Below are 18,087 nucleotides of genomic sequence, written 5' to 3'. Positions count from 1 at the left end.
ATGGGGGGATTCGCCCAGCTCTGTCACGGCAAGTCAGCGTCTTTACGTAAAATGCGCCCAGGCGATTGGATGATCTACTATTCCCCACGCACGGAAATCACGAAAGGTGAACCACTCCAAGCGTTCACAGCAATCGGAGAAGTGGCTGATGATAGAGTCTACGAATATCCGATGTCCGAATCGTTTGTGCCATTCCGCAGAAATATCAGCTATATATCATGCCAGGAAGTAAAGATTAGAGATCTATTAGAGCAGCTTAGCTTTACGCGCGGAACCGAAACTGGGGGTATTCCTTCCGCTACGGCCATTTTGAAATCGGACGCGAGGACTTTCTGATCATTGCCAGTGCGATGCTTGAGCCAAGCTTGCAGATAGAATGTTTTTGAACTTGTCTCTTCAGACAGCGCGGGGAACCGTATCATAAGTAGGGCGGAATTTTTATAGCTGCAATAATAGCTTTGGGAATTCAAGTTTCTTAAGGTCTGCAGGTTATGTGAGCTTGGAAACCTAACTCTTTATACGTAGAAATAAAGGATGATAGTAGCCAAAACAGTTGAATAGTTTGTGCTGAAGTGTTGCCACCTTGTCGTAGCTCATTGAGTTCAGACAGGACCCTACTCTTTGAAATATAGTTTACCACAATGTAAATATGGCTTGTTGCATTAGGATGATTCAGCGTTTTGATTTTTAAGTCTGTTGTTTCAATGCATAGCATAAGATAGCATATTTGGCCTTGATCGGAAATATTTGTTTATGGCTAGTTTGGGTGAACCATACCACAAATAGTGGTAAAGCGGAAAGTTGAGTTGAGGGTTGAAGCTTCAATGCTAAATCTATTAAGAAGCGCGTTAAGACCTAACTCATGTGGAATTGGTCATATATGCCGAGACAAGACCTTTATCAGGAATAGTTCTCCACCATTTGATATAAATAATTTCGAAAGTCTTCAAGATAGGTTTTGGGCTCTACAACTTTTAGATGAGTGCCAAAGCTTGCTAAAAGTTGAAATCCCAAATAATTTTGAGGGACATATATGGTTGCTAATAAAAGTCCAGAACCATGGTCTTCAATACTTCGTCGACCATACCTTTCGATGATTTGATCTTTTATGCTAGGCGATATCCATGCCTTAATCGTGACGAATTGCGGTAGATAACTTGCTTCGTGTCCTTGCTCAGACCAATCGTCTCTAGGATGAAACGCGCGTTCATCCATAGTAATATGATCGATCCGGGATAACTTGAATGTTCGAGACCCCTGTCGATGTAAACAGAATCCTTTCAAGTACCAACTCGATTCGCTAAAATGCAGCTCATAGGGCTCAACCATTCTATCCGTTACAGCCCCGTCTTTATCTGTATAATCAAACGAAACCAGCCTTTTCTTTGATATGGATTCTTGACATGTCTTTAAGGTTTCAAGAATCTCGGACCGACCTTCCCAATCATAAAACGACAGTTGAATGGAACGATTCAGAGACAATGGACTAACCATTGCCTCTATTTTTTTTATCGTTCTTTCCACTTCTTCAGTAAGGAGGAGTTGTTCCAATCCGCCGAGCGCAGCCAATATATTCTGTAAATCGGAGCTGCTTAGAAGGCGTTTATCGACCTTGTATTCCTCCATTATGCCGTAGCCGCCTTTGACGCCAATGACAGAGTAGATCGGGATGTTACATAAGCTCAATGTTTCCATATCGCGAAGGATCGTTCTTTTGGAAACATGGAATAGTTGTGAGAATTCCGTTGTAGAAACAATCTCTTTCCTCAGCAATATCATGATAATCGAAATGAGTCTCTCCACTTTGTCCATAATTGCCCTCTTTTTTCTACATGAATTCAGAACGGTGACAATAAGATGTCACCGTTTATCCATTATACTACATGTATCACAAGAAGGAGGTTTTGATTTAATGTTTAATCCAACCGATTTTCCCAAGCCCACCCTTATCTCAGTCAATGGTGTGGAACTCGAAGTGTTTGAAGCAGGCCGAGAAAACGCTGGAAAACCTATTGTACTCTGCCACGGCTGGCCAGAGCATGCCTTTTCTTGGCGCCATCAGATGGCCGCCCTTGCCGCAGCGGGCTACCATGTCATCGTCCCCAACCAGCGGGGTTACAGCAACTCATCCCGTCCGCCCGAAGTAACAGACTATGACATTGAACACTTGTCAGGTGATCTCATCGCGCTTCTCGATCACTATGGATACGAGGACGCTACCTTTGTCGGTCATGACTGGGGTGCATTTGTCGTTTGGGGACTGACCTTGTTGCATCCAAACCGCGTCAATAAAGTGATAAATCTGAGCTTGCCTTACCAAGAGCGCGGAGAAAAACCCTGGATCGAGTTCATGGAAGAAATACTTGGCGGCGATTTCTATTTCGTCCACTTCAATCGACAGCCAGGCGTCGCGGACGCCGTATTCGAAGACAATACATACAGGTTCCTTCGCAACCTGTACCGGAAGAACGAGCCTCTCAGAGCACCTGAGCCAGGTATGGCGTTGATCAATCTCGCCAGAGCAGAAACACCGCTCGGTGAGCCCGTAATGAGCGAAAGTGAGCTGGCCGTTTACGTCTCCGCTTTTGAAACATCAGGATTCACGGGCAGCATAAATTGGTACAGGAACCTTGACCGCAACTGGCGGTTATTGGCGAAAGTGAACCCAATCATCCAGCAGCCGACCCTCATGATCTACGGCGACCGGGATGTGGTTGCGAAGTCTGAAAACCTGACAAAGTTCGTGCCCTATGTGGAAGTGGTCAATCTGGATTGCGGTCATTGGATCCAGGAAGAAAAGCCGGAAGAAACAAACCAAGCGATTTTGAGATGGCTGGAACAGCAGAATGCCATCTAGTCCCAAGAGCGTTTCAAGGCTGAGCCTGCCCTACGGCTTGACCGGAGGGTGGAATGAGACGCGGCCACCGTCTTTGAGGTGACTGATTGGGCACCGCAACCCCGGTTGGGCTAGTACGTGTCTTCTAATGGTGTGGCGGTCGTGAGCCATGCGGGCGGCGTACGGTGTGGTCAGCGTGTTGAAGGAGGGCAAGGGGCATGATCAGGCTCATGGGTCTGATCTCCGAGTACTTCGTCGCTTGGATAGAAGTGGACTCGATCCCGCCGCACGCGGTGCACGGCGGTACAATACTTGTATAACAACATTCCTAGCAATCTACCGGCTGACACAGTGCAAGCCGCGATGATGCTGAATAGAGTCGCTTAGCAAGCAAAACATAGAAGGACAATAAGGGCACCCTAAGAGGGTGCTTCTTGATTTCGCGCTATTAAAAATACATAGAAAAAACAACAAATGATTTCGCGTTAGAGATGATACGGTGAACCGTATCATAAGTAGGGGCAAGTTTTTTGCTGACTTTTTTGTGCAGAGAATGCACGGCATTCACTTCTTATCTCCGATAAAATTTATCTTGAAGGGAGGGAAAACGATGGATTGGTTGGACAGGATGATTAGCGCCATGGAATATATCGAAGCAAATCTGGCGGACAATATCTCATATGATGAAATAGCTCAGAGAGCCTGTTGCTCTACTTATCATTTTCAAAGAATGTTTCCGTATATTACTGGAGTATCGTTATCTGAGTACATCCGACGTAGACGGTTGACATTGGCAGCATTTGAACTGCAGACAACAAATGCAAAGGTTATAGATATTAGAGTATATGCATGTCCAGATTCAAAGCTTTTCATAGATGCGGAGGGCTTAGGCTTTAATTATTCATATGAAAGCGAGGAAATACTAGGCGAAGCCATTAATAATCCAACAACGAAAGACCAGGTAATCAAGCAATTTTCAAGATTAAATGATACGATATTCGAACTTAATCATGTGGAATATGAAGAATGCAATGCGTTTATTCCAGCTAAACTGTTAAATGCAGCAAGAAGGGATATTGTACTGGGCTTATATGACTTGAAGCTTAACAGCCAAAAGAAACGAACCAAGGCTTTGGAAGCAAAAGAAAAAATAAGCTTTGCCCCTGAAGAACCATACCTTACGGCCTCTGTAACGACTAAGGAGCAGTACGATGCTTGCGTGAGCTGTGGAATTAAGGAGATCTATTTTAAAAACGTTGTTAGAAGAAATCAGATTGATTATAAGGAAAAAGAAGGGCAGCTACTCATCGGAGGATATGGTGGAATTTATCACTACAGAGAAACGAATCCGTTTGTTACGGACTATTCTCTAAATGTTGTTAATGCTACTAGTTGCTATGAATTATATAAATTAGGTGCAAAACGAGTCACTTTATCCTATGAATTGAATAAGAGCCAAATTGAAGATTTAATGAATGCTTATTATGAAGAAAATGACGGCTATCCTGCACTAGAAATGATTGTATATGGTAGGGTTCCTTTGATGTTTACAAAATATTGTCCGATGAAAAAAATGAATCAATGCAGAATTTGCAAAACGAAGAGCTATGAGTTAAAAGATGAGCACGGATCGTTCCCTATCATTTCCCATAATGATTGTACAACGACTCTCCTTAATGGGAAGACGCTTAATCTTTTAGATGAGCTACCAAACATCAAAGGAATCGAGGCGCTCAGATTAAACTTCACAGTTGAATCCAAAGAGCAGGTTGTGAAAGTCATTAATATGGCGTCAGGTAAATTAAATGGCTCAATGAAAAATGCTGTCTTTAATCAGGAAACAGACACAAGAGGACATTTTAATAAAGAGATTGTGTAGGTAGCCAAAGGGATGGTTCTGGCGATATGATGGCGGGGGCGAAACCAACAGCGGCAGCAGTCAGATTATGGCGTACATAAATGCCCGGACGGCAGACTCTGCGATGGGGGTATTCCGCGTACAGATTGGTCATTGAACACAAAGAGTATTTGTTCTCTGGTGTTGGACTAATCGATCAACGAAATAATCAATTTTGCATGTTGGTTAATCGTGGAAATGATTTTCGTATTGCTGACCCGTATATCGCTGTCTTCCTTGCTAATCGTTCAGCCTAACATAAAAGAACAAGAAAGAGCCGCCCAGTATTGGGCGGCTCTAAAACTTGCCGCTTCAACCATCGCGTGAACGTGTCAGAAGTAAGGAAAAGTCTTTTTGAGAGGCCGACTGCTTTTCAGCAGAAATCCCCTTATCGTTGAATCTACATTGGTTAGTTGTAGAAATCTTAGGATCGAAGTAACCTTCGAATTTAAGGACGATAGACTAGGTCCAAAACATCGAACTTCCAAGTTAACAACAAATACCACAATCTCCAGCCCAGGATTAAAATCCTTATGTATCAGCAGCAAAAGATCAATTAACGATATCTCTGAACCCAGCTCTACCTTGTGTCCCTGGAAGAAGCTGTTCCAGGCCATCTCGGTAGCGGGCATGTTCTTCGGTGCGTATACGAACCGCAAAGCGCTGGAAGAGGTAGCCGAGGCCGCGCGGATGCTGTATCGTAAAAGAAGGATTTTGGAGAGATTGGCGCAGGGCGGGAAGAGTGCGGAGTGAATAGCGAAAGAGTTAAGGGATGAAGGAATAGTGAGGCCTTCAATTTCATTCTATAGATGTTACGGTGAACCGTATCATAAGTAGGGCGAATTTTTGGGCGGGAAGCAGAGGCCTGAAATTGTGAAAGTGATCATTAAACGCAAGAAGCCCACCAGGCCATTTTTAGGGGCTTGGTGGGCTTTTACTAAACTGCGTTTGGATTACTTCATTTTTTGTACCAATTCAGTCAGCGTTTTATTCAGGTTGTCGTTTAGTTGGCTTACGATTTTAGAATCGATCTGGCTTGCTTTCGTTGCGGCAACTTCCGGATTCAAGCTTTCTTCGATTTTCTCGTAGTCGTCCGCGTAATTAGTTTTTACGCTATCCTCGAAAGTAGCCCAAGTTTCCTCCAGCTTTGGACCAAGTTCTTTTACTTTCGTATCGTTTCCTGCATCGATTTCCTTTTTTATATCGTTCGTAACACTGATCAAATCATTCGCGCCTTTTTTAGCCGGATCTTCCGTTGCTTTGGATCCGCATCCGGAGAGAATTAGAGTAAGAGCAAGGAACGAAGCAGTAAGTAATGTTGGAAATCGTGTCATTGGTAAGTCCTCCAGTTGTAAGTTTAATTTAAGGTGTACGATTCGGGTTTGGCTTTGTTTTTGCGAATTCGGTTAATGATTAAGAATACGATGGCGATCAAGGTGACAATCAATTGAGGCGCAGCGCTTTGCCAAGAAGGGTAAAAAGCAAGAAAATCAATGCTCGGCAGCGTAGACGAATTGGAGACAGGCAACATCCCCGCAAGCTGCAAGCTGTGGATCCCCAAACCCATAAATTTGATGCACAAGTAAAATACGATCAAGCTTGAGACGATAAAAAAGGGACGGATCGGCAATTTGACACCAACATAGAGCATTAAAAACGCCAGGACTGCTAAAAATCCGAATCCAATTAGCATCCCTAGAAGCAGTTGCTGAATGCTGATCTGATTGATCATACCAATGAGGAACAGTACCGTCTCGGTTCCTTCGCGAAAAACCGCCAAGAAAGATAGGAGCCCTAACGAGATCATCCGTCCGGAACTCATGGCATTTTCAGTTTTGGTTTTGATGTATTTATTCCACTGCTGAATGTTGGAGTTGCTGTGCAGCCAGTAACTCATGTAGAGAAGCATTGCGGCAGCGAAAACTCCCGTCCAACCAGAAATGAGGAAGTTATTTTGGCCAAAAGCGCCGGATGAGAAAACGACCTGAATAATGACGGCCAAAATAACGCTTAGTAGTAGGCCGGCTCCGACACCGGATAAGATCCACGTCTTCCCTTTTCCGGATTTCGATTTACTCACGAAAGCAAGAAGCGCGCCGACGACCAAAAGAGCTTCTAATCCTTCCCGAATTGGAATCATGGCCGCATCCCAGTACGAATAAGCGGATTTTTGACTAAGAGGCGTCAGATAGGCAATCATATTACTTACTGTCTTTTCCGCCTCATTTAACTTTTGATCTTTGATCATCGCTTGGATAACGACCAAATCTCGTTCAGAGTTGCTATAAAGTGACGCAGATTGCGCCACGACGACACCCTCCACGCTCAACCAAGCTTCACGCGCATTGGAAATCGCTTGAAGCGATTTTTGTTGATCCTGAGTAAGTATACTTTCTTTCGTGTGCTGCAATAGACCAATGAAATCGGAAAGCGATAAATTTTGCTGTTTCGAATCGTTCGATGTTCCATATTTGCCGGCAATAAAGTCTTCGGCTACTTTCTTCAAGCCTTGAAGACCATTCTGGACATCTTGAACCTTATTAGTAATATAGGCATATTCGACTTGACCCATTTGGGTTTCGATATCCCGATAAGCATCCATTGAATTTGATTTAATGGTATCTTCAACATTAAGCCATTGATCATGATATTGATCATACACATTTTTGGAAGATACCAGATCTGTAGGAGCTTTTTCTAGAGCTTGCTCAATGTAGACTTTGAGCTTCGTCATATTTTCAACACCGGCGCTCGAAGCAAAAGCCCCAGAAGGAAGTATAAATAGGAGCAAAACCAGGGCTGCAATCCCTGCCATCCAAAACCGATTACGCATGTGTCATCCACCTTAGCTGCAAATGTTTGTGTCAATAATGAAAATCATTATCAATATGCAATCGTAATTTTAACTGATAATGATTCTCAAGTCAATAAGTAATCGTCTATCGCACAATTTGGGTCCCGGAATTAGGTGTCTTTTAAAAATCGCTCGTAGAAACCGTATCAGCGTTAAAGGTGAACAGTTTGGGAGAAAAATCCGATAAAAGTAAGAATCACCCATTCGGGTTGCTTAAAAGGTGGCGAAAGCCATTCGAGTGGAATTAAAGCTGCCGGCTAATAAAGAGGTGAAGACGAGTGATTTGCAGAAATTGATATCTTTGTATCCTATGGATGAAAAGGGTAAAATCAGCGGTTTGCAAGGACTTGAATATGCCGTTAACATGCAGAGCTTATTTCTGCCCGGCCAAAAGATAAAGAATATTACACCGCTCGCCAAGTTGAATAAACTGACATTTTTAGCTGTTGACAGGAATCAGATTACAGACCTTTCACCGCTTTCCGGGTTAACTTCTCTGGAAAATCTGGTTGTTGACGATAACAAGATAAAAAGTCTATTGCCGTTGAAAAATTTACATAAGCTGACCGATCTTCTTGCCAGTAACAATCAGGTGGTAGATCTAAGTCCCATTCAGAAATTGAAGTTAAAATGGCTCATGCTGAGCGGAAATAAAATCCAAGATTTGACGCCGTTAAAAAATCATCCTACATTAGAGTATCTTTATCTGGATGATAACCTCATCCAGGATATTGAAGTGCTTGAAACGATACCGAATTTAAGAGAAGTATCTTTGGTAAACAACTCGCTGAATGAGCTGGCGAAGCAGGTTGTCAAAAAACTAGAGAACAATGGCGTCATTGTAGATTTGGAAGATAACGATGGGACTAAGCCAGAGGAGATTCAAGTTTCTCTCGATGGGGAGCCGGTTGCTTTCGATATCTCACCGTTAATAATAGACGGAAGCGTGATGGTTCCATTTCGAGCCATATTCGAAAAACTCGGCTTAAAGCTTTCATGGATCGAAGGTACCCAAACCATAATTGGAGAAAAAGAAGGTATTACGATAAAGATGAAACTGGGTCAGCAAAGTGCCGATGTTAACGGAAAGCAGATATCGCTTGCTGTAGCACCGATAAACGTGTCAGGTAGTACCTTCGTGCCATTGCGGTTCGTGGCCCAGTCCTTAGATGCTAAAGTTGAATGGGACGCCAGTCGAAAATTAGCTATTATCAGAAGCAAGCAGCGGTTTGCTTCCTCAGATGGCACCGTAGAAGTCACCGCCTATGGCGGCTGGACCGCTATTGAAGACCTTCCCAAATTTGCCAAGCTGGCGATTGAAACTTTTAGTTGGAGCGCATTGGTCGTAAGCGAGGTTTCTTAACAAGAACGGACCCCCGACACGAATCTGGATCAATTTTATAAGGATACCAAGACGCAGTTACTAATGGACCCCGAAACCTCCCTATTGGAAGAAACAGAGGAGACGTTCCAAGGGTATCCTGCTAAAAGGTTAGTTTTCCACAAGACGGAAGAAGAAGGCTGGAAAAACTTTGTATGCACGGTGATTATCTTTGACGTGGATGGATCTTTCTACGAGATTACGGCTTCTGCAAATGAAGAGATTTTAGAGGATGCACAGAAGGAATTAAATGAGATCATAGGTTCATTGAAATTGAATCATTAGCAAGATATCTGAGGAGATCTGAAAGCCTATCAAGGCAGGTATCGATCCGTCAATAAATCCAAGCGAATCCGTAATGTATCAAATCAGGATCAAAGGCCATCTGGGACCCGGTTAGACGGACTGGTTCGAAGATCTGACCATCACGCTTGAAGATAATGGCGACACCCTTCTAACCGGTCCCGTTATCTTGCCCGCTTCAGAGGGCCTCTAAGGCCCAGGGACTTAGACTTCAGAACAAACGGCAATTCTCCTTCAATTTATCATTTTGCTTGGTACAGGTATATTTTCCAAGCGGATTCAGGGTTGTCGAAGGTGTTCAATAATAGGAGTCCATCTTCATCGGCATTCAAAATTGGCACAGACGAAAAAATATATCGGCCGATATAATTCAACTCACCCAAAAACACTACAATCTCAAGCCCAGGGTTGTAATCCGTATGTGCAAGCAGCGTAAGATCAATTAATGATATCTCTGTACCAAACTCTGTCCTATGCTCATAGATGCATAAAGCACGAATCATGGAGATGAGTGCTGAATGACATAGAAAGAACGCAGTTTTATATTGCTTGTGATTTTTCATGATATGAGCTAACTTCATGTGATATTGAGCAAGCTCTGTATAGTCCTTGATTTTTTCTTGCATGCTTCTTCCCATAGTGAAGACCTCCCACACCGAGTTTGGAAAAGTATTACACTATTATAATACTTATAAATATTAAAATATATAATGATATTCATTCATTGGTGTTTACCTTTAGGAAACTTGTCTACACTTTTGACATGGAGAGGTGAATAACGTGATGGATAAAGAAATATTGAAGCTCGTAGGAACCCGGATTCGGGCTCTGCGGAAAGAGCGGGGCTTATCGCAAGAAGCGCTTGGGGAAAAGGGCGGATTTCATTTTTCATACATAGGGCAGATTGAACGTGGTGAGAAGAATGTTTCTTTATTGAATTTACATAAGATAGCAGAATCACTTGATGTTAATTTAGTTCAGCTGTTTGCGTATCAGAATGAGGATTTCTTGATTACCTCAGCAGAGAGCGATATTCAGGATATCGTAAGTATGCTTCGTGATTCCAATGATGAGAAGATACGTGTGGCTAAAAATGTGCTAAAAGAATTATTATGAAGCAAGGCAAACGCACAAGCCATTGGCTTGTGCGTTTTGCTAGTGCTAAGACTTCGACTTTTCCAATCTACTATGTTCACGCATGGCTCTCATCTGCCTTGCTGTCTTACATCACGGTGGCGTCCTCTCGAAACCGCATCATAAATAGGGGTAAGTTTTTTGGCTTGAAACGTATATAAGCCTGTTATAGCATGCGAGAATTAAACTATGATCGACATGCTGACTTATTCGTGCAGGAAATGCACGGCTTACATTTTTTTCTGCGATAGAATTTATCTAGGTATTTACTATGTCTTCTTTCGTAAGTTCTTGGTATAGGGTAAGTTTCTCTTCGGCGAGAGAAATCATGTATTCAATTTCTTGTCGCCTGGATTCCAGTTCCATCAGATGCTTCTCAAGGATTTCAATCCGCTTTTTTAAGGTGGGATTATAATTAGAAGGATTTTCCCCTTGTTGAATTTTATCCATTACACAGCCCTCACGAGTAAATTCCGTAATCTCCTCAAGCGATAAACCCAATTTTTTTAGTTTATTTAGACATTGAATGTAGGAAACCTCGCTTTCTTTGTAGACACGTGCCCCTCCATTACTACGCTTGGGTTCATGTAGTACCCCGATTTTTTCATAATAACGTATCGTATAAGGAGTTAATCCCGTTTTTTCTGACACTTGACTGATTGTAAGCATCCGATTTCTGCCCCTCCTTTTTAATGCTGATATTGAAAAATATTATACAGCTTTCAGTCTACTCAAAGCGAATGTTTACAATTCCCCCTAACCTCACCCTGAAGAATCTCTTGACTTCCAGTTGACTCTAACTTGTAAGTTAACTCTACTAATTGTTAAAGGGGTGCAACAATGAACAACGAATATTTCACGATTCAACAAGCATCGGAAGGTATATGGGGGGTTATTTCGGTTCCAGGCAGCGGTTCTCTGGGGAATGCAGCAATTATTGATCTTGGGGATTTAACCGTTGTAGTGGATACAACCAACCTGCCGCATTCTGGTGCTTTGTTACGGCATACTGCTGAACAATTAACAAACAAGCCGGTTAAATATGTTGTGAATACACATTTTCATGGAGATCATGTCAACGGCAATCAGCAATTTATGAAAAGCGAATTTATTTCTACCGTTTGGACAAGAGATTTGCTGTCTGATATGGGTGAAGTGAATATTGATCTCATGCAGCAAAACATTCAAAAGATAATAACTAGCCTAAATCAGGTACGTTCAACGCAAAAAGATCCCCACATGCTGACTGAAATCGGCTATGATCTTTCCGTACAGCGTGCCCTTTATGATGCCATCCCTTCCCTTTGCAGGGTGATACCCACGATAACTTTTGAGGATAAACTCGTTATTCAAGGAACAAAGCGAACCATCGAAGTTTTATCTTACGGAGGCGGTCATTCCTTAAGTGATGCTGTTGTGTACGTTCCAGAAGAGCAAACTTTGATCGCGGGTGATTTAATATCGACTAAGACCATTCCGGTCATACCATACGGTAATCCATACGCTTGGATACGTATCCTTAAACGCATTCAAAAAGACCTCAAGGTCGATACTGTCATTCCTGGACACGGAGAGGTATCTAATTCAGATCGAATCACGGATGTCATACGCTTTTTGGAGAATACGATCACTTATGTTTCTGGAGCTGTAAAAAGCGGGAAATCAGAGTCTTACTGGCTGGAACAAGGGGTATTAAAAGGCTATGAGGATTGGCATCTGCCCCAGTATTTCAGATGGAACTTTCGCTGGCTCTTTAACAGTATGCTTGTTCAAAACAACAGATGAGACAACAAGCAGCACTGTTTGCAAAATAAATATAGAAACGAGGATAAGTATGAAGTATACCTTATAATTTACGTGAAGAGGGCACCCATCGTGTGCCTTTCGATTTCGCTCAATAGATGTTGTCACTTGCGACAAAAAAACTAGGGGGTGTTATTCCTGATGGATATTGACTACAGTGCGATAAGAGATCTTCCTCAAGCAGCGCAGCTATCCGATGAGGACTGGAACCTGTTTGTAGAACGTACACGAACAAAACGAATCCCTAAAGGAGTCACCCTAATTCAGGCGGGACAATTGGTGAAGCATGCTTATTTTTGCACAATGGGCTTATTTCGCCTGTATTATACGCTTCAAGACGGCAGGGAATATAATGTTGCCTTTACGGTGGAAAATGATTTTGCTACTTCTTATGGTGCCATGGTCATGGGGACGCCTTCTTTCTTTACAATCGAGGCTATGGAAGACTCTGCAGTTATCGAAATATCTTATGATATTCTGAAGGAGTTAATGGATAAAAGCCGTGCATGGGAACGTTTTGTGTATAAGAGTGTTGAAAGATTATATATACGAAAGGAAGAAAGAGAGCGGGAATTGCTTTACCTGACCGCGAAGGAAAGATATGACGTATTTTTGGTCAAGTACCCTGGATTGGGCCATCGGATTCCTCAGTATCACATTGCGTCCTATTTGGGAATTACCCCTGTTTCTCTGAGCCGGATCCTTCATTCGGAAAAAGATTAACCTATGTTAATGCGAAGCCAGCGCTTTGTCGCTAAAATAAAACAAAAATAAGCAAATAAAGGTGGTAAAGAAATGCGGTACATGATGGTTGTGCTGTTGGAGTTTTATCCTTCCTGGCTTGCATTGCCTCGGGAGGAACGGAGAACATATGCCGATTCATTGCAGGAGATTATGCAAAAATACGGTCAGCACGTCAAAGTGCGATTCTTTGACGCAGAAGCGCTGCCTGGAAAAGATTATACGGATTTTGTCCTGTGCGAAACGGTGGACTTAAAGCAGTACCACTATATGTGGGAAGAAATCAGAGACTCGCTCCCGTACACCAAAGGGTATATGAAAATCAAAGATGTTGTGATGGGAATAGAAAACGCATTTCAATCGTATGAGGAAGAAGTACTGAATATGGGCCCCTAAAAACCGAATGCGAAACGTACCAAAACTACTTAATGGGAAAGTCCTTAAGGAAATGATTCCCTAGCCTTGCGAAAGCGCTCCGCCTAATTGTTCGTTAGTCAATGCTTGACCACCAATGCCCCAGGCTCCATCGACTGCATGAATAACGTTGATCCAGATTTGCTCTTTTGGTAAATTTCCACCTGACATTTCATGAATGATGTCGGTCGCTTCCATGAAATACCCCTGTTGAATTTCTCGGGTATTAAATGCTGTCGCTGGGGTTTTCCATTCAATAAAAGCGACAGGCGCTTCTTTCGAGCCAGAGAATGTGTGCTCTTGCGAAATGATGTGAATGGAGCCGACAATGTTTGGTGTCATGATCTTGTTGCCGCTAAGCCCGTGCCATTCTAACATCAGGTCACTTAGACGTGAGAACGCTAGATTCTCGGTACCTTGGGGTAAAACACCTTCTGTAAGAGTAAGAGTTAGAGGCATGCACATACATCTCCTTTTGGATTATATTATCGGAACTGTTTCGCAATTCGGTTTTCAAGGAACAAAGAGCAGTCCTAGAGGACCCGCATGGCAACGTCCTAATCTCCCAGGACCTTGCGGTCCAAGTACCATTGGCGATGGAGGGCTTAACGGTCGTGTTCGGGATGGGTACGCGTGTGACCCCTCCGCTGTTGCCACCAAACGGATCGTTAGAAAATCTCGCTGCTTAATTTTGGAGTGTTCACTCCACTATTTACGAACTCATCATAACGTTGCGATTCTGGATTGTCAACTCCATTTTTGGTATACTACAAGTATGGAAAACTTAATTGAAATCAAAAAGCAAGAGCATCGGCTGACAAAAAAGGGAAAAGAGACCCGCTCACGTATTGTAGCCGCTGCGGCCAAACTGATGTTTGAGCGGGGTGTTGCGGGTACAAGTGTGGAAGACGTTCAACGGGAGGCGAAGGTAAGCGCCTCTCAGCTATATCATTATTTCAAGGAAAAGCGAGAGCTCGTTCTGGCGGTCATTGTGTATCAGACGGAGTGTGTACTGAATGCCCAGGAGCCCTTACTGAGCCATCTGGACAGTATGGAGGCGCTGCAAACTTGGCGGGATGCGATCGTACAAGTTCAGATTGAACGGAAATGTCAGGGGGGGTGTGCCATCGGCTCGCTTGTCAGCGAGCTGGCCGATACGGAACCGGCGGCTCGTACCGAACTCGCGTCCGCATTTGTGCAGTGGGAGCACTCCATTAGACGAGGACTTCGCGCAATGCATGAGCGCGGTGAGATGAGAGCCGACGGTGATCCGGACAGCCTCGCGCTTGCGCTGCTGGCCGCCCTTCAGGGCGGACTTCTTCTTACACAGGTCCGCAGGGAGACGAGCCCGCTCGAAGCGGGATTGGACGCCATGATCGCGCACATCCGCTCGTTCATGGTCTGAAGTGGTAGCTATTACGGAGGTTAGACAAGCGTTTCAGGATTCAGTTGAAAATCCCGATAAGATCCGCCATAGTGTTGGAACCCGAACCATTCGATTCGTGAGGAAGCCCTGAAAATTCTAAAACGCTACTGACATAACGTTGTCAGTAGCGTTTTTTTATAATTGGACATGTAAATGTAAGAGAGATAGATAATTAATAATTAGGAAGGATGATATCTGGTGAACTTCGCTTCTGTACGCATCATTACGGACGACGTGGATCGTCTCGTCGAGTTCTATGAGCACGTTATGGGGGTTTCGGCGGAGCGACCCGCGCCTGTATTTGCCGAACTCGTTGTGCCATCATGCACCCTTGCCATCGGCCACTCCCAAACGGCGCAGTTATTCGGCGCCGGTTCCGTAGTGGGGGCTAATAATCGTTCTGTCATTATTGAGTTCCGTGTCGACGATGTCGAGGCCGAATATGTACGCTTGAAGCCATTTGTCGATAATTGGGTCAAGGAACCGACCACGATGCCGTGGGGGAACCGTTCTATGCTGTTCCGCGATCCCGACGGCAACCTTATTAACCTCTTCGAGCCCGTAACCGAGGATGCGATTAAACGGTTTAGAGGTAGAATGTGAGAAGAATGTTTCTTTGTTGAATTTATATAAGATAGCAGAATCGCTTGAAGCTAATTTAGTCCAGTTGTTTAAGAATTATTATGAGGCAAAGCCCTATAGGGCCCATGAAGTCGTAAAAAGCAAAACGCACAAGCCACTGGCTTGTGCGTTTTGCTGTAGCGTATGTGTAGCACTTATTTTATGATTAATGGCAATAATCAGAGGCGGGAAACCTGGATCGGCGAGGCAATTAAATATCTTTGTATTACAGCTAAATGAATTACTAAAATTGAGGTGCACAATGAACATTGTGAAAAGAGTAATCATCGTTGATGATGATATAGAATTATGTACGGTATTGAAAAAATGCCTTGAAAGTGAGGGTTATTCCGTAGACGTGGCTCATTCCGGGCTCGCAGGAATAAACATGGTGAGAAATAATCACTATGAACTGGTTGTGTTAGATGTGATGTTACCGGAAGTAGGCGGCTTAGAGGTTCTAGCTGAACTGCGCAGAACCTGTAATATGCCGGTTCTTATGCTATCAGCGAAAGATCAAGAAATGGACAAGGTATTAGGTCTGAAAGCAGGTGCAGACGATTATCTTACCAAGCCATTCAGTCTTTCTGAATTGAATGCCCGTGTGAACAGTTTGATTCGAAGGTTTACAGTATTCGGGGGTCGAGTAGACGATAAGGAAAGTAACCACGTTCTTACTTTTGGGAAGTTAACAATAGATCGTGAAAGACATCTTGTTTCTAAGAATGAAACGGAAATATTATTAACTGCAAAAGAGTTCGAACTGCTGAACTTTTTGGCCAGCCATCCTGAGCAAGTATTCAGTAAAAGACAAATTTATCAGAACGTTTGGAACGAGGAATATGTGTATGACGATAACAATATCATGGCGCTAATCCGTCGTACACGCAAAAAAGTGGAGGACAATTCGGACAATCCTCAGTATATTCAAACGGTTTGGGGCGTGGGATACCGCTTCCACTACGAGGCAGCTTATGACGAATAATTTATTACTTATCTTTTTCATTGTTGTATTGCTTGTTTCAGTGGGATTAATAGTTCGCCAATGGCAAACTCGTAAACGTATTAAAGAAATGGAATCTATACTGGAAAAAGTATTGGAGGGCAATAATAAATTACATTTATTTACCATGCCCGGAAAAGAAACGGCGAACTTATCCTTGCAAATTAATCAACTCATGGAATCCTATCAAAAGGAACGTATTCTAGTGAACCGGGAACAACAGGCGAGAAAACAATTGCTGGCAAACCTTTCACATGATGTTCGCACTCCTTTGGCTTCTGTTATTGGTTATTTGGAAGCCGTTACTGGGAAACTGGTTCATGGTAATGAGCGGGAGCTCTATCTGCAAACAGCGCTGCAAAAATCATACGACTTAAAACGCCGCGTTGACCAGTTGTTTGAGCTCGTGCGGCTTGATGCCAATGAAATTCAACTGAAAGAGAAAAAACTAGATATTTGTGAACTGGTTCGCGGTGTTGTTATCGATTTCGTCCCCCTGCTTGAAAAAAGCCATTTCGATGTGGAAACGCAAATTCCTCATGAGGAATACCCTGTTAGGGTAGATCCATCCGCTTTTATTCGTGTGATCCAAAACTTAATTCGGAATGTACTTATTCATGGGAAATCAGGTTGTTATTTAGGAATCCACGTCTATGTAGAGAATAAGCATGTTTTTGTAGAAGTCATCGATCATGGAAACGGTATAGCTGCACAAGATATGGAGTTCATTTTTGATCGATTGTATCAAGGTGATGCGGCTAGAACAGAACATGGTGGGCTTGGTCTTGCGATTGCTTACGAACTTATGAAGAAGATGGGTGGTAACATTAATGTAAGTAGCCTGCCATCTTCACAAACGGTGTTTAAGCTGCAATTGCCATTAGCAAGATAAGAGGAGGGAATGCCAAGAGCATTTCCTCCTTTTTGTATGACTATCAGAAAAAAATCAGAATTATATCAGTGGCGTATAGAATTTACTCCCACTATAAATTAATAAATACTCTTGTTTACTCACTCGTTCTAAGATTTTCAGCCATAGACAGATTGAGAGCTGGAGAAGTCATGTAAGGATGACATTATTTTCTGGTGAAGCCGGTGGCGGGAATAGAGAGCGGGGGATTCATCCCCAACCCAAGGATACGTTCTGTGATCGCACGTTGGATATCCACACCTGTCTCCTGACGGCTTACCCTCCCATGTCACGCGGGGTCTTTGCCCTTACATTCCTTCGTTCGGCCTCTCAGGAGGTGGACGCCGTTTCTTGCTCCTTTACAGGGTCGTTGCCCTTATGGAAATGATTCCTGCGGCTGCTCCGTGCTTCCTTTGTCTTGGTTCTTTCCTTCCGGTGAGAAACGTGATTTCGGTTTTACTTAAGTGCCATCTGGATCTGGGCCTGACGTACCGGCCCTAAAACGTCGTTTGCATCGTATGGAATGTGCTTGGTCCCGAGCGTGTGCAGGACTCGTATGAGCTTTCCGCATAAAGCCACAAGGGATTGTTTTTTCTTCAGTGGATTCTGACTTCGCTTCGTAAAGTACTGGTGCAGTGCCTTGAACTCCGTGTTCTTTGCCACCATGGGCATGACCGCCCGGAACAACAGGGCCCTTAGCCTTGCACGTCCACGCTTGGTAATACTGGACTTGCCTTTTTTCTTTCCCGAACTGTTCTCTTTGA

General features: G+C 43.4%; 18 protein-coding genes, 1 rRNA gene and 4 pseudogenes. 15 read left to right on the top strand and 8 right to left on the bottom strand.

Annotation, left to right across the window (positions count from 1 at the left end):
• Positions 1–3 precede the first annotated feature (3 nt).
• A pseudogene (locus tag A3844_RS18625) lies at positions 4–386 on the top strand (EVE domain-containing protein); the annotation flags it as partial.
• 514 nt (positions 387–900) lie between these two features.
• On the opposite strand, the gene A3844_RS18620 reads toward A3844_RS18625, so the two are convergent.
• Positions 901–1,812: a helix-turn-helix transcriptional regulator gene (locus A3844_RS18620; RefSeq protein ID WP_074100002.1), complete on the bottom strand. Its 912-nt coding sequence runs from the start codon at positions 1,810–1,812 to the stop codon at positions 901–903.
• Positions 1,813–1,912: 100 nt separating this feature from the next.
• On the opposite strand from A3844_RS18620, the gene A3844_RS18615 reads away from it, so the two are divergent.
• From A3844_RS18615 to A3844_RS34020, 4 genes and pseudogenes are all read left to right on the top strand, one after another.
• Positions 1,913–2,857, top strand: a complete 945-nt coding sequence (locus A3844_RS18615; RefSeq protein ID WP_074087059.1) for an alpha/beta fold hydrolase — start codon at positions 1,913–1,915, stop codon at positions 2,855–2,857.
• Positions 2,858–3,446: 589 nt separating this feature from the next.
• Positions 3,447–3,914: pseudogene (locus tag A3844_RS34030) on the top strand (U32 family peptidase); the annotation flags it as partial.
• 141 nt (positions 3,915–4,055) lie between these two features.
• Entirely contained in the window at positions 4,056–4,715 is a 660-nt protein-coding gene (locus A3844_RS34025; RefSeq protein WP_425270614.1) for a U32 family peptidase, read from the top strand.
• Positions 4,716–5,327: 612 nt separating this feature from the next.
• Positions 5,328–5,486 (top strand): annotated as a pseudogene (locus A3844_RS34020) (EcsC family protein); the annotation flags it as partial.
• Between the two features lie 200 nt (positions 5,487–5,686).
• Here A3844_RS34020 and A3844_RS18600 read toward each other — a convergent pair.
• Both A3844_RS18600 and A3844_RS18595 read right to left on the bottom strand, forming a co-directional pair.
• On the bottom strand, positions 5,687–6,067 hold the full coding sequence (locus A3844_RS18600) for a hypothetical protein (protein ID WP_074108180.1): 381 nt from the start codon (positions 6,065–6,067) through the stop codon (positions 5,687–5,689).
• A 23-nt stretch (positions 6,068–6,090) separates the two neighbouring features.
• Positions 6,091–7,566 carry an FTR1 family iron permease gene (locus tag A3844_RS18595; RefSeq protein ID WP_074108179.1) on the bottom strand — a complete coding sequence of 492 codons (1,476 nt, stop codon included), beginning with the start codon at positions 7,564–7,566 and terminating at the stop codon, positions 6,091–6,093.
• Positions 7,567–7,807: 241 nt separating this feature from the next.
• Between A3844_RS18595 and A3844_RS18590 the strand changes: the two genes are divergently transcribed.
• A complete protein-coding gene (locus A3844_RS18590; protein WP_143192111.1) occupies positions 7,808–8,950 on the top strand; it encodes a stalk domain-containing protein in 1,143 nt (380 codons plus the stop codon).
• Between the two features lie 63 nt (positions 8,951–9,013).
• Positions 9,014–9,253: a hypothetical protein gene (locus A3844_RS18585; RefSeq protein ID WP_074108177.1), complete on the top strand. Its 240-nt coding sequence runs from the start codon at positions 9,014–9,016 to the stop codon at positions 9,251–9,253.
• A gap of 260 nt (positions 9,254–9,513) precedes the next feature.
• Here the strand turns inward: A3844_RS18585 and A3844_RS33480 are convergent.
• Positions 9,514–9,633, bottom strand: a pseudogene (locus A3844_RS33480) (DUF6044 family protein); the annotation flags it as partial.
• A gap of 418 nt (positions 9,634–10,051) precedes the next feature.
• Here A3844_RS33480 and A3844_RS18575 point away from each other — a divergent pair.
• Positions 10,052–10,387, top strand: a complete 336-nt coding sequence (locus A3844_RS18575) for a helix-turn-helix domain-containing protein (RefSeq protein ID WP_074108175.1) — start codon at positions 10,052–10,054, stop codon at positions 10,385–10,387.
• A gap of 276 nt (positions 10,388–10,663) precedes the next feature.
• Here the strand turns inward: A3844_RS18575 and A3844_RS18570 are convergent, their stop codons facing one another.
• Positions 10,664–11,074: a MerR family transcriptional regulator gene (locus A3844_RS18570; RefSeq protein ID WP_074108174.1), complete on the bottom strand. Its 411-nt coding sequence runs from the start codon at positions 11,072–11,074 to the stop codon at positions 10,664–10,666.
• 171 nt (positions 11,075–11,245) lie between these two features.
• Between A3844_RS18570 and A3844_RS18565 the strand changes: the two genes are divergently transcribed.
• The 3 genes from A3844_RS18565 to A3844_RS18555 all read left to right on the top strand — a co-directional run bounded on the left by A3844_RS18565 (position 11,246) and on the right by A3844_RS18555 (position 13,345).
• On the top strand, positions 11,246–12,190 hold the full coding sequence (locus A3844_RS18565; RefSeq protein ID WP_074108173.1) for an MBL fold metallo-hydrolase: 945 nt from the start codon (positions 11,246–11,248) through the stop codon (positions 12,188–12,190).
• A gap of 159 nt (positions 12,191–12,349) precedes the next feature.
• The gene (locus tag A3844_RS18560) at positions 12,350–12,931 is read left to right on the top strand and encodes a Crp/Fnr family transcriptional regulator (protein WP_074108172.1); all 582 of its coding nucleotides are present in this window, start codon (positions 12,350–12,352) and stop codon (positions 12,929–12,931) included.
• A gap of 72 nt (positions 12,932–13,003) precedes the next feature.
• Complete coding sequence (locus A3844_RS18555) at positions 13,004–13,345, top strand: darcynin family protein (RefSeq protein ID WP_074108171.1); 342 nt, start codon at positions 13,004–13,006, stop codon at positions 13,343–13,345.
• Positions 13,346–13,405: 60 nt separating this feature from the next.
• On the opposite strand, the gene A3844_RS18550 is transcribed toward A3844_RS18555, so the two are convergent.
• Together A3844_RS18550 and rrf are read right to left on the bottom strand one after the other, a co-directional pair.
• Positions 13,406–13,822 (bottom strand): 4-oxalocrotonate tautomerase, encoded by a 417-nt coding sequence (locus tag A3844_RS18550; RefSeq protein WP_074108170.1) that lies wholly within the window; start codon positions 13,820–13,822, stop codon positions 13,406–13,408.
• A gap of 85 nt (positions 13,823–13,907) precedes the next feature.
• A 5S ribosomal RNA gene (gene rrf, locus A3844_RS18545) occupies positions 13,908–14,024 on the bottom strand.
• A 114-nt stretch (positions 14,025–14,138) separates the two neighbouring features.
• Here rrf and A3844_RS18540 point away from each other — a divergent pair.
• The 4 genes from A3844_RS18540 (at position 14,139) to A3844_RS18525 (ending at position 17,305) form a co-directional block, all read left to right on the top strand.
• A complete protein-coding gene (locus A3844_RS18540; protein WP_074108169.1) occupies positions 14,139–14,768 on the top strand; it encodes a TetR/AcrR family transcriptional regulator in 630 nt (209 codons plus the stop codon).
• A 219-nt stretch (positions 14,769–14,987) separates the two neighbouring features.
• The gene (locus A3844_RS18535; protein WP_074108168.1) at positions 14,988–15,392 is read left to right on the top strand and encodes a VOC family protein; all 405 of its coding nucleotides are present in this window, start codon (positions 14,988–14,990) and stop codon (positions 15,390–15,392) included.
• A gap of 280 nt (positions 15,393–15,672) precedes the next feature.
• Positions 15,673–16,395, top strand: a complete 723-nt coding sequence (locus A3844_RS18530) for a response regulator transcription factor (RefSeq protein WP_074108167.1) — start codon at positions 15,673–15,675, stop codon at positions 16,393–16,395.
• On the top strand, positions 16,385–17,305 hold the full coding sequence (locus tag A3844_RS18525) for a sensor histidine kinase (protein ID WP_074088245.1): 921 nt from the start codon (positions 16,385–16,387) through the stop codon (positions 17,303–17,305). Before A3844_RS18530 ends, A3844_RS18525 begins: the two co-directional genes overlap by 11 nt.
• A 474-nt stretch (positions 17,306–17,779) precedes the next feature.
• Here A3844_RS18525 and A3844_RS18520 read toward each other — a convergent pair.
• A partial coding sequence (locus A3844_RS18520; RefSeq protein WP_143192110.1) for a transposase occupies positions 17,780–18,087 on the bottom strand: 308 nt, incomplete at its 5' end.

Source organism: Paenibacillus helianthi, from assembly GCF_001909055.1.
Lineage (GTDB): Bacteria > Bacillota > Bacilli > Paenibacillales > Paenibacillaceae > Paenibacillus_AQ > Paenibacillus_AQ helianthi.
This window is presented reverse-complemented; position numbering and strand designations above follow the sequence as displayed.